Source organism: Nocardia anaemiae NBRC 100462, assembly GCF_001612725.1.
GTDB lineage: Bacteria > Actinomycetota > Actinomycetes > Mycobacteriales > Mycobacteriaceae > Nocardia > Nocardia anaemiae.
The window spans coordinates 55,378-66,424 of record NZ_BDAZ01000024.1 but is presented as its reverse complement, the minus strand read 5'-3'; the positions used below and the strand labels follow the sequence as shown (position 1 = coordinate 66,424).

12 protein-coding genes are annotated in these 11,047 nt (G+C 64.0%); 4 read left to right on the top strand and 8 right to left on the bottom strand.

Annotated features, from left to right (window positions below):
* Positions 1–2 precede the first annotated feature (2 nt).
* Complete coding sequence (locus NA5_RS15535; protein WP_062986394.1) at positions 3–413, bottom strand: hypothetical protein; 411 nt, start codon at positions 411–413, stop codon at positions 3–5.
* Between the two features lie 643 nt (positions 414–1,056).
* On the opposite strand from NA5_RS15535, the gene NA5_RS15530 reads away from it, so the two are divergent.
* Complete coding sequence (locus tag NA5_RS15530; RefSeq protein ID WP_157110440.1) at positions 1,057–2,001, top strand: hypothetical protein; 945 nt, start codon at positions 1,057–1,059, stop codon at positions 1,999–2,001.
* A gap of 128 nt (positions 2,002–2,129) precedes the next feature.
* Here the strand turns inward: NA5_RS15530 and NA5_RS15525 are convergent, their stop codons facing one another.
* From NA5_RS15525 to NA5_RS15515, 3 genes are read right to left on the bottom strand one after another with little or no spacing between them, the layout of a single operon-like run.
* Entirely contained in the window at positions 2,130–3,392 is a 1,263-nt protein-coding gene (locus NA5_RS15525) for a ComEC/Rec2 family competence protein (protein ID WP_157110439.1), read from the bottom strand.
* Positions 3,385–5,265, bottom strand: a complete 1,881-nt coding sequence (locus tag NA5_RS15520; protein ID WP_157110438.1) for a gluzincin family metallopeptidase — start codon at positions 5,263–5,265, stop codon at positions 3,385–3,387. Before NA5_RS15520 ends, NA5_RS15525 begins: the two co-directional genes overlap by 8 nt.
* On the bottom strand, positions 5,244–6,284 hold the full coding sequence (locus NA5_RS15515; protein ID WP_062986386.1) for a T6SS phospholipase effector Tle1-like catalytic domain-containing protein: 1,041 nt from the start codon (positions 6,282–6,284) through the stop codon (positions 5,244–5,246). The genes NA5_RS15520 and NA5_RS15515 overlap by 22 nt, the downstream gene beginning before the upstream one ends.
* A 305-nt stretch (positions 6,285–6,589) precedes the next feature.
* Here NA5_RS15515 and NA5_RS15510 point away from each other — a divergent pair, with 305 nt between their 5' ends.
* The gene (locus NA5_RS15510) at positions 6,590–7,138 is read left to right on the top strand and encodes a DUF8020 domain-containing protein (protein ID WP_063813414.1); all 549 of its coding nucleotides are present in this window, start codon (positions 6,590–6,592) and stop codon (positions 7,136–7,138) included.
* 86 nt (positions 7,139–7,224) lie between these two features.
* Here the strand turns inward: NA5_RS15510 and NA5_RS15505 are convergent, their stop codons facing one another.
* The 3 genes from NA5_RS15505 to NA5_RS15495 all read right to left on the bottom strand — a co-directional run bounded on the left by NA5_RS15505 (position 7,225) and on the right by NA5_RS15495 (position 9,012).
* Positions 7,225–8,091, bottom strand: a complete 867-nt coding sequence (locus NA5_RS15505) for a hypothetical protein (RefSeq protein ID WP_062986385.1) — start codon at positions 8,089–8,091, stop codon at positions 7,225–7,227.
* 354 nt (positions 8,092–8,445) lie between these two features.
* Positions 8,446–8,661 (bottom strand): hypothetical protein, encoded by a 216-nt coding sequence (locus NA5_RS15500; RefSeq protein ID WP_062986383.1) that lies wholly within the window; start codon positions 8,659–8,661, stop codon positions 8,446–8,448.
* A 9-nt stretch (positions 8,662–8,670) separates the two neighbouring features.
* A complete protein-coding gene (locus NA5_RS15495) occupies positions 8,671–9,012 on the bottom strand; it encodes a hypothetical protein (RefSeq protein WP_062986381.1) in 342 nt (113 codons plus the stop codon).
* Positions 9,013–9,103: 91 nt separating this feature from the next.
* Here NA5_RS15495 and NA5_RS40395 point away from each other — a divergent pair, with 91 nt between their 5' ends.
* Both NA5_RS40395 and NA5_RS15490 read left to right on the top strand, forming a co-directional pair.
* The gene (locus tag NA5_RS40395) at positions 9,104–9,262 is read left to right on the top strand and encodes a hypothetical protein (protein WP_157110437.1); all 159 of its coding nucleotides are present in this window, start codon (positions 9,104–9,106) and stop codon (positions 9,260–9,262) included.
* Positions 9,263–9,573: 311 nt separating this feature from the next.
* Positions 9,574–10,083: a hypothetical protein gene (locus NA5_RS15490; protein ID WP_157110436.1), complete on the top strand. Its 510-nt coding sequence runs from the start codon at positions 9,574–9,576 to the stop codon at positions 10,081–10,083.
* Between the two features lie 9 nt (positions 10,084–10,092).
* Here the strand turns inward: NA5_RS15490 and lipP1 are convergent, their stop codons facing one another.
* Entirely contained in the window at positions 10,093–11,028 is a 936-nt protein-coding gene (gene lipP1, locus NA5_RS15485) for a LipP1 family hormone-sensitive lipase (RefSeq protein ID WP_062986375.1), read from the bottom strand.
* Between the last annotated feature and the right edge of the window lie 19 nt (positions 11,029–11,047).

The window sequence follows — 11,047 nt, the reverse complement described above, 5'->3', positions numbered from 1 at the left end:
GTTCAGTTCGGCGAGGTGGAGGGCGCGCTGGATCCATCGGTTCGGCCGTCCCCTTGCGGGAGAGGCGTGGTGATGCCCACTATCGCACCGACCGCCGCCCCGAGCGCCCCACCGAGCACGGCGGCGGGGACCGCGACGACGGCGACGCCGACGGCCGCCCCGGCGAGCGGGCCGACCACCAAGCCGGTCGGCAGGAACGGGATACCGGCGACGAACCCGGCGGCCGCACCAGCGAGTGCGGCGGATATCGCGACGGGCGCGGACACGCCCGCGGCGATGCCAGCACCGATTGCCGCACCGACACCCGCGTCGACGGCGGTGACGGTGCATCGGCCGGGATCTACCGGGATGTGCGCGCAGAACGCCTGGATCGGCTCCTGATCTGCGGCCGGCGGCGCGTCCGGTGTGACCACCGCCTGGACTCGGGTCCAACGATCGGCGGTGAGCGGATTCGCTGGGAATGAACTTCGCCACGGCTCGTGGTGTGTCGGCGCTAGCCAATCCGTTGTTATCGGTGGCGCCGCAGGTGCCTGCGTGGCGTCATCCGGCGACGCGTTGGCTGCTCCTGTGCCGAGAAGGACCGCAAGTGGCAACATACTCGCAATCAATATCGGACGGGATCGGTGCCGACGACTGGCTTCCGACATTCCGCACCTCCTGGATTTCTACCAGCTATTTCTCGACCTCTGATTGCTTGTCGCACGTTGCGGCGGGGATAGTTTAAGCGGCTGACACGATCGGCGCATGGAGAACTGCCGAATCCAAGAGGCATGCGGCAAATCTGTGGCTTGCCCCAGGCGGCGCGTAACGCGGCCCTGAAACCTGGATGCGCCGAGCAGGTGTTCGAGCCTGCTTGCCATGTATTAGCTATGTCCGCCTGTCTGAGGCGGCCGCTGGTCAGCGAGGCATGTGCTGTCTGAGCCGATCGGTTTGGGGTGGAGCGTACGGGCGTCGCTCCATTCGATGAGCTCCGATTCAGATCGAGCTGGGTGCAATCGGTTGACGTGTCCGTTTCGAATCCATCAGGAGAGTTGTCTCCGATCAGAGGTGTTCGGTATGGCCACAGTCGGTATATCGGTGGAGCAGGCGGTGGTGCGCGGGGTCGTGCTGGCGGAGGGGGTGCCGGGCATTGTTGTGCGTTCGGAACAGCGACCTCTGCGCGAGGGGGCGGTCGGGGCCGCGATCACCGGTGTGCTGGATGGTTTCGTCGACGAGCTCGGTGCTGGGGTCGAGGACGTCGCCATCGTGTACCGGTCGGTGGCCGAGCGGCGCTCGATCGTCTCGCAGCTGGCGGCCGGGAAGTGGGCGTCGTCGTCGCTGGTCTCGGATCGGTCGGCGCTGGCTGTGCTGACCGGGGCGGATCGCGAACTCGCCGATGCCGCGGCACGCGGGGCGGCGCTGATCGCCGCCGAGCGGCTGCGCGAGCTACCGGTGGTGACGCCGAGCAATAGCCGTCGGAACCGGCGGCTGCTACTGGGCGCCGCCGCCATCGCGACGCTGCTCGGTGCGTCTGGTATCGCGGTTGCGCAGATCCTCGATGACCATCCGAGCGAGGCCGTCGGCCGAGCCGCATCGCCCCCGCCGAGCACGCCCCCGGCCGCCATCCCATCCGCGCCGATCACTATCGAATCCGTACTGCCCACTACCCCTGCCGTCGAACCGACGCCGCAACAGATCGCGCCGATCGCACCCACCCGGCCACCGGCACGCCGCACTCCGTCCGCAACCGCTTCCGCACCCACAACGGAGACGATGGCCCCGACCGGACCCGGCTCCGCCCCATCAACGGCGACAACGACCCCGGTCGCGCCCCCAGCCGCTCCCGGCTCCACGACGCCCGAATCGCCGACACCGACTTCGACCACTGTCGGCGCGCCGGATGGCAACTGGCTCTTCCCCGGTGAGTCCCCGCCGCCCTCGCTGAACGCCGACCCCGAAGTCATCCGTGCCTGGTGGGCCAACCACTGGATGCTAAAGGAACGCTGGCTGCGCGGCGGCTAGTCGCCGACGTTCGTCGAACGTAGTCGAAATCGTGGTTGCCCACGGTGAATTCGACGCCATATCACTACGCTCGGCGAGCGGCCGGGAGAAGCGCGACAGGCAGGCTGGACGCGGCATTAGATCTGGAGTCAGGCTGTGAGGGTTACCTCGGTCCACAGGTCACCGTTTACGGCGACCTTGCCTGGGACGACATCGGGTGCCTCGTCTGCTCTGATGACGGTGTGATCGTGACCCACCAGCGCGTCCACCAGCGATTTCTTCGGTATGGTCTTGGCCCAGCGCTTGACGAGTCCGAACGGAATCATCGCGTAACCTTCTGTCTGCCAATCTGTTTCGACGAAACGCCGCGGTGTGGCATTGTGTGAACCGTGGTGGCCGACCTTGTAGAAGGCCAGGCGGGAAACCAGCTCGACATTGCGCGGATCGGATAGGACGTGCTCCCATGCACCCTGCTGCGCGTCTCCCGGAAATAGCAGCCGGGTTCCGGCGATATCCAGTACGAAGAAGACGCTGGTGTTGTTGACGGCGTTCTCCAGGATCGAGGCGGCGCGCAGCAGGCGATCGTCATCGTCGACGAGTTCGTCCAGGTTCAGAGCCGCCTTCGCTTGGAGCAGGCGGCCGGGCAGCGGATTCCGCGCGATATAGCGCCGGTTGAACAGCGGTGTCGGCCTGCCGTCGCTCTCCGCGGACGCGCCGGCCCGTACCAGCGGCCACGATTGCTTCGCGGGCGGATCCATGCGCTTGAGGAATCGGGCGTCGCGCGGCGGCCCGAGGATGTGTGCGACGAGCCCGACGCGATCCACGGTGATCGTATTCTCGGTTTCGTCCTTGCTCGGCAGGTAGCGCACCCGGTGCGGTGCGGCGAATCCACTGAAATTGCGGCCGAGCAGCCGATCGGTCGCGGCGGCATTGCCCTGCGAGTTCACCGCGAACGCCTGTGCCTGTTCGACGGCCGCCGACATGCGATGCCCGTCGCCGCGCCGCTCGATGAGCGCGAGCAGACCGTTCGCGGCCTCGATCTGACCGCTGCGGATCCGGCGCGCGTCCTCGTCGTCGGGGTCCTCGACGAACGGCACCCACACCTCGTCCACGCTCACCTGCTCCCATTCCCGGCAGGCGAATCCGGTGATGTGATCGGCGTGGTGATGGGTGGCGACCACGATGTCGAGATGCGGTCGGTGGTGCGGATCGGCCGCGGTGAGGTCGGCGATGATGGCCTGCACGGAGTCCCGGATCGGGCGGGCCTGGCCCTGGCTGTGCACGCCGCAGTCGACCAGCATGCGCCAGGTTTCGTGCTTGCGCCGCACGGTCACGGTGAAGGCGTCGCCGAATCCGACGTTGTACATCCGGACGGCAATCGTTGTCGGCGTCGACATGTCGTACCTACTCATCTGCTTGCGCGTGGATCGCCGCGAAGTCCAGGCGATGGATCGCATGCTCGGCGGTCCACGCGCTCAGTGTGTCGTCGGCTTCCAGTCGGTCGAACCATTCCCGCATCGCGGCCAGCCGCAGCTCGCCCGCTCGGTGGAATGCAATGGCAGTGTCGTCAGCCGCCGCCGATTCGTCGCTGAACGGCAGAGGTTTGGCGATCACATAGTCCACGCTCCCGTCGGCACTGACGACGAGCGCGGTGGCGGCGCGGATCACCGGTTGTTGCTTGGCCTGTCCCGCATCTTCGAGGTCCGTGCGACGTTGCAGCAGTTGAATGGCCAATTCGGGACGCGGCAGCCGATCACCCGCCATGCGGTACGAGACATGGATGCCTTCGCAGCTGATCTTGAAGTTCGGATCCAGCCCGATTCGGGTGGCATTCGAGCAGGCCCAGCCGATGAGCTCTTGGGCGACCTGCTCGAAAACCGAACGCCTGGTCGGGGATACGTCCCGACCGGAGGAGCCGTTGCCGTCGGGTACGGCGGGGGTACGCAATTCGCCCGGAATGCCGATCGGGTCGAGATCCTTCGATGCGGACAGGATGACCCGGGACAAATCGACCGGGTGATCGCCGTCGCCGAGGTTGAGCCGGGTGTCCGGCCGCTGCCAGACCAGCGCTTCATCGGTCAGCGAGGTGACGCTTATCGGCCAGATGCCGCGCCGCCGCAGCGCCTCCACGAGCGTGCTGCGCAGGTGTTGCCGGTCCTCCGGATAAAGTGCGCGATCCGCGGTGACGATCGCCCGCACGACATCGCCGAAATTGACGTCGAGTACCGGAAGGTAGTCGAAACTCCGCACAACCATCCCGAGCATCCGGTCCGCGGTCTTGACCGCCTCGTCGGCGATCCGAGATACCAGATCCGGATGCAGCCGACCGGGCGGCAGCACTCCGGTGCCGCCGCTGGCGATCCGCAGCAGGTCCGCGATCGCGTTCTGGTAGGCGTCCAGGTATGCGTCGAATATCGCCGCAACGAAACACGCACCGCGTTCGTGTGGCTCCTGTGCCGCGCGAAATCGTTCGGGCGTGCGGCTGCGGTCCTTTATCGCCGAACGCAATGCCGCGCCGCGCCCGGTGGATTCACCGAACTCCCTGGCCAAATCCAGTAGTCCGGCGCTCTTCTCGAGTACTCCCGACGTGGTCGCGATCGCGTCGAGCACCACGTCTCGGTGGGTGAAGTGCTGGAACAGCGCGATCAAGTCGGCGACGGCCTCGTGCCAAGCGAAGACATCCCGATTGGTGCATTCGTTGTACAGCCGCCGGATTCGATGCACGATCGCATGCGTCACCTCGTGCGCGATGATGTCGCTCGACAGACAGGTGAAGATGACCTGTCCGGGGAGATTCGCGCCGGGATTCTCGGCATCGGCTTGGTAATAGCCGAATAGCAAGGCGCGGCGGCGCGGATCGAAATAGGCGTTCTGCCCCTCGAAGGCGTGCGGGACCAGACGCAGGATCTGGTCGCCGTGCCACCGGAATCGACGTCCCATGAAGCGTTCGAACCGCTCGATGACGCTCATCGCGACCGCGTAGACGACCTGTTGGTGCGCACGCGGATCGCTTTCGGATGGACGAATTCCGTCCTGCGCCAATACATATGGATCGTCCAGGTCTACCGGTTCGTACCAGGCGTTACGGCTGGCGTCGAAGTCGACCACCTGTACGAGCGTGCCGTCGGGGCCCGGTCCCCGGATGTGTTCGAACGGGATATCAAGGGTGAGGAATTGGCCGGACAGACGCGTCGACATCGGATCGAATGCGAAGGTGCGCAGCCTGCGCCGGGCCGGTGGACAGATTCCGCTCGAGTACACCGCTAAATTCGCAGTTTCGTCCATTGCTCGTCCTCCCACATGACATCTCGGGGGATTCGTTTTCCATATGTCGTGTCGCTCGCGCACCGTGATCGCACACTCGCGTGTACTCGAGCACCCGCCGGAACCTTCCGTCGGCGGTAAGTGAGCAGCGCCCAGATCCAGCCCATCCGGTGCACGCTGCCGTTGGCGTGTGCGGGGCTTATCGCGCAGGTATCCAGGTAGGCCCCGGCGCGCAGCAGCAATCCGGCCTCGAGCGCACCGTCGGTGATCCACTTGAGCGCGATTTCGGCCAGCTTCGGATCGTCCTCGAAGGTCCCGCCGACGTCGGAGTGGACACCGGCGAACCAGGCCTCGGTGAGAATCGGCCGGTTGCCCTTCGGGGTGACCAGATATTCCTCATACGGACGACGCTTCTCATCGATCGAAACGGCATGGTGTGCCTTCACCACATTGGGCACCTGCCTGGTGAAAGGCCATTTCAGTTCCCAGCGCAGCAGTCCGGCCGCCTTCACCGTGTCCCATACGCCGAGGAATTCGATGGGAATCGAGAAATCGCCGTCGGTGGACTTCGAGCAGAAGGTGCGGGCGTATCGGCGAAGTTCCGGCCAGTTCGTGGTCTTGCGTGTGTAGGCGCTGACAACGTACTGGACCAGATTCTCACTACCCGGACGCAAGAGGCCCGGCTCGTGCAGTAGTCCGGCCAGCGCTCGCGCGGTATACGCGCCGCGGCTGAATCCGAATATGAACACTCGGTCGCCCGGCTGCCAGTGCCCTATCAGATAGGAATAGGCCTCGGCGAGATTCGAACGCAGTCCGCTGCCGACCGCCAGTCCCAGCACTCGGGACAACCACCGGGCCGGTGGCGTCCATGCGCCCTGAGCGCTGAAAGTACCGACGCCCGGGTCGTAGTAGGCGATCTGTTTCGTGGCATCGCTCAGGTCCAGCATCTCGAACAGGCGGACCACATTCGTACAACCGCTGGCGCGTACCTGATTGCCTGTTCCGTCGAGACAGATGACGATGTTCTTACCGGTGGACACGTAATGAGTGTCGGCCGATCGAGCACGGAAGTACCGAGTAGTCCGGTACCCGAATTTCACGTTGACCGGCGATCATTTTTCCGGCGCGCGCAGTCGCCTTGCGTAGTTCGACGCGGCGCTCCCCGGAGAAATCGGTCGATGCCATTCGTTCGGAATCCGAATCGCATATCCCTAGGGGGTGAAAACCGACTTCGATCCCGGAAAATAGTTATCGACATCAATCAAATCGGCGGAGCATCATTATAGCTATCCGGTACCGTTTTGTCGGGGAACGTCAATGGAAATCGGAAATGATTGGAAGTCCAATGTTCGTCAAGAAATTGATAGCGACCGCCTTTATGGCCGTCGCGGCGACCTCCATAGCCACTGCCACCGCACATGGCGAGGGGATGCTGGCCGATGTCAGCGTCACAGGTGCGGACGGCCCGGTCGCCTACACAACGAGTCTGGCAGCAGATCACACCAGCGCACTGGTGAGCCTGGCCTCCGGCAGATTCGTCCTCGCACCCGACGCCATCACGGTTCTAGCGGACAACGGTGCGGTAGTCGGCACCATCCCGACGACACTGCGTACCGAGGCCGGACAGAGCCTCGCGGTAACACCGTCGCTGGACAGCACCAGCACGCAACTGACGCTGACGCCGGTCGGCGGGCCGACAACTGAGGCCGTCAACTCCCAGCTGCCCGGCGTGCACCAGGCATGGGGACCGATTTCGATCGTTGTCGGCGCATCCATCGGTTGCGCTATCGGCGTTCTGATCGGGATCTGGTTCTTCCTGGTCGGCGCGATCGTCGGATGCGCCATCGGCGCGGCCATCGGCGCCACGATCGGGTTCTTCTCGCCGTTCCCGTGATAGGTCACGCATCGGAGGTAATCGAACACAATGCAATCGGGCCGGGCACCTATCGGCTGCCCGGCCCTTTCCTGCGCGCGAAACGGTTACCTGGTGAGTGCCGTTTCGCGGGCCGGGGGACGGCGATCGGCCGTCCTGGTTCGACGGACCATTCGGCGGCGGACCTGGGGGTCGTAGACGGCCAGGTCATCGTCGAAAGCCAGTTGTTCCCAGAGGAATATGTTGGCTTCCGAGTCCTTCTGGGCCGACGTCTCCGACGGACTTTCCGCTGCGGTGACATTCGGTTGGGGGGTCGAGATCAGGCGAACTGTGAAACCTTCTTTGCGCAGGCTCATGACACCGGCGGCCAACGCGGCACCGCATGCGGTGATGGCGGCGAGCGTCGCGGCGAGATCGAGACCGGCGCTGGCGATTCGGTGCTCACCGCCCAGCAGGTTCGTCGCCGAGTTATCGCCGAAGAGCCAGCTGAAAAGGCCGGTGTTTTTTGCGGATTCGGTGATTTCGCGCAGCTCCGGCACCTTGCCGTTGAGATAGGCCAAGGCCGCGAGCACGAAAAGGGCTGCCGCACTGGTGCAGCCGAGCACCAGGTAGGAAAGCAGCCGGTTGCGAATCCGGATAAACAGGACGGTGGAAACGATCGTACCGGCGATCGCCAGGGTGGTGAGGACCGCCCACGTGCTGCTGATGCTGATCACGGATTGGAATGAGCCGGTGGTGAATCCATCGATTCGGCCGAAGGCATTGGCACTGATAGTGCCATTGGGTCCGGTTGCCGAAATCCATGGCTGGAAAAGCAGTAGGAAGGTGAGCAGACTCAGACCCGGGGCACATAGATAGGCCCAGTCGGATCGTAGGTCGAAGCGTTGTGCGGTCACCTCGCCGATGAGATCGTCATCGTTCTCGAAGCGACCGAGCTGAACATCTTTTTCTTGCCAAGGCGTTGTGTGTGCCATTTCTAACCACACCTGCTGTGCCACTTCCGGATTCGGGGAAGCGGACGCTGCGGGGCATGTCCTCCTGGGACGAATAATAGGAATTGGTACAGACGACATCGTCTGTTAACAGGAAGTTACGTTAGGACTCCGCGGTCTGTGGGGCAACGTGACCCCATGCACACGAAACTTGTGAAACGGCCGTGATCGGTGCGTTGTAGAGAACAGAGATTTCGATGAAACTTGCTCTCTCCTAGGTCTTTTCGCGACCCGCATATCGCATGGTGCGCCGCGCCGGTACGGCCTCGATGAACGCACCGGTTGTGACCCGATAGACAGACACCCCCGGATGCCTACCAGCGCACCGACTTCGAGCTACCGAGTGCGCGCCGGCAACCGGTATCGCCCCTCGAGCCCATCCAGCAGTGATTCCAGGCCGACGTCGAATGCGTGCTGATCGATCCGCTGCTGCCGCTCGGCAAGCAGATGCGCCTCGTTGAGGTGCGGGTACTCCTCGGCATAGACCTCAGCATCGGCGGGAAAGCCCGCGGCGAAGGAACCCAGCGACGAACCGCTATAGCCGCAAGGCAATTCACGCCGTCAATTGCTATTGATGCCGGTGTTGATCCGAACCACGACCTGGTCATCGGTGACATCCTGCACCGTCGCGCTGAACCCGTTGCCGGATTGCGTCTGCCCAATCGGAATATCGACCTGCTGACCGCCCACCTTCAACGTGACCGTATTGCCGTTCACCGCGACGAGTTCCGCGTCGATCCCGAGCACACTCGCCTTGGCATTCACCCCACGCGTGAACGTGACCGTACAACCACTGACCTGACACTCGGACTTGTACCCGGCTCCCTGGGACGAGCAAGCCGCCGCGGCAAGCGGCGTGAGCAGGGCGAACGCGGACAATGCGAGCATCCGTGGCACAGACATGCGCGCCAGTGTAGGTGCCGATGGTCGCCAGTCGCCTGTGATGTGGCAAATGCCGGAACCTGATATCCGGGCTCAGGACTATGGTCGAACCATGGGCGTTATGGGTGAACTGTTCCCCGGTCAGAAACTGGCCGATGAGGGAAGTGAGGACAGCGACGGGCAGTCGCACCGTCCGCGCGTCGAGATCGATCTCGACGCCGGTGTCGTGCGGCTCGGTCCCAGTGCGCAGGCGGCCGACGAACCCGAATAGGACGTTCCCACTGGAGGTGAATCGCGTCAGTGCTCCACACTTAAGCTGAGTTAATGGAGCAGAACTCCTCCCGAGCCATTTCCTCTCGACGCGGGACCGCTCCGCCGGGACCGACCCAAGGCCGCGCAGCGGATTTGGCCGATCTCCGCGCGCGGCTGGGGCCGCTCCAATCGCACTGGGGCTACATACTGGCCGCAGTCGGCAGTACCGCCACCCTCCTGCTGTTGTTCCAATCATGGATCACCGCACAGGGGCCCGACGGTAGGGTCGCCGCGAACGCGTTCGGTCGGCTCGAGATAACCACGAACGCCATGAACGTCTGGTCGAAAGTGGCGCCCAAAACCCCGCCGGTCACCGGCACGTGGGCCATCCTCGCCAGCTCTGCCATCATCATCGCGCTCTGCGCCATCGCGCTGAACATCCGCCTTCGCAACGAACTTCTCGCCCGCCTGACGATGATTTCATTGGCGTGCTCCGCACTTTTCGTGATCCTGTGCTTGATCTACCTCAATGGCAAAGGTGCCGAACTCAAGGCCATGACCGGTCGCACCTATGACCTGGGTGGCCAAATCGGACAGATACTGAACTGGGCAACCGGTCGAGGCAAACTGGCCATCCCGGGCACCAGTACCGCCAGCTATACAACCGCTGGCCTTACACACTGGGGATTTATCGCGGTAGCGACCTCGCTCGGTTCGACCATGGCGGCCGTCGCCCAATGGCTGCTCTTGCATCGTTCGGTCGACAATCCGGTCCGCCTGTCGTGGCGGATGCCCATCGTCGTATCGCGGGCACCATCGAACCCCGACACCACCAGCTGACGCAATTCACTACCGCGCGAATGCCTTTCGCAACGCCGTCGCGGCATCGAGTCGGGCTCGCAAGCTGTCGTCGAAGGGATGCCGGACGAATTCGTGGATCATCCCCGGATAGCGGGTGAGGCTGACCGGGACTCCTGCCTCTTCGAGTCGCCGCCCGTACTCTTCGCCCTCGTCGCGCAGCGCGTCGTATTCGGCGGTGATAATCAGCGCCGGAGGTAGTCCGGCGAGATCGGGGGCCAGCAGTGGGGAAACCCGTGGGTCGAGCTTCTCCTCGGCACTGTTCAGGTAGCCGTCCATGAACCAGTGCTGGGCCGCGCGGCTGATATTTCCGTACTTGCCGGCGAACTCCGTGATGCTGAAATTCGTTCTGCGGAAATCGAGATCTGGATAGATCAGCAGTTGGAAGGTCAGCGCCGGTCCGCTGTCGTCGCGTGCCATCCGGGCGACAACGGCCGCCAGATTACCGCCCGCACTGTCGCCGCCGACGGCAATGCGAGTGGTATCGACACCGATGCTTGCCGCATGCTCGGCGACCCACTGTGTCGCGCGGTAGCAAGCGTCGGGTGCTGCCGGAAACTTGTGTTCCGGAGCCAGGGGATAGTCGACGGAGACCACGACGCATTCGGCGCCGTTGGCCAGACTGCGGCACAGTCCGTCATGCGTGTCCAGATCGCCGAGCATGAAGCCGCCGCCGTGGAAGAACACCAACGCCGGAAAGGGACCCTCGCCATCCGGGGTATAGATCCGGAGCCCGCCGATGCCCGGGATGCTGCGGTTCTCGATGTCGGCAATGGGCTCCGGTTCGCCGAGTAGTGGGATCTGTCGTCGCCATCCCTCCCGTGCCTGCTCCGGGGTAAAGGTGTGCACCGAGCCGAAATCGGCGCGGGCGAGACGGTCCAGATATGCCTGAACTTGGGGGTGCAGCTCTTCTCTTGTTTCGGTCATGGGCCTATCGTGTGACTTG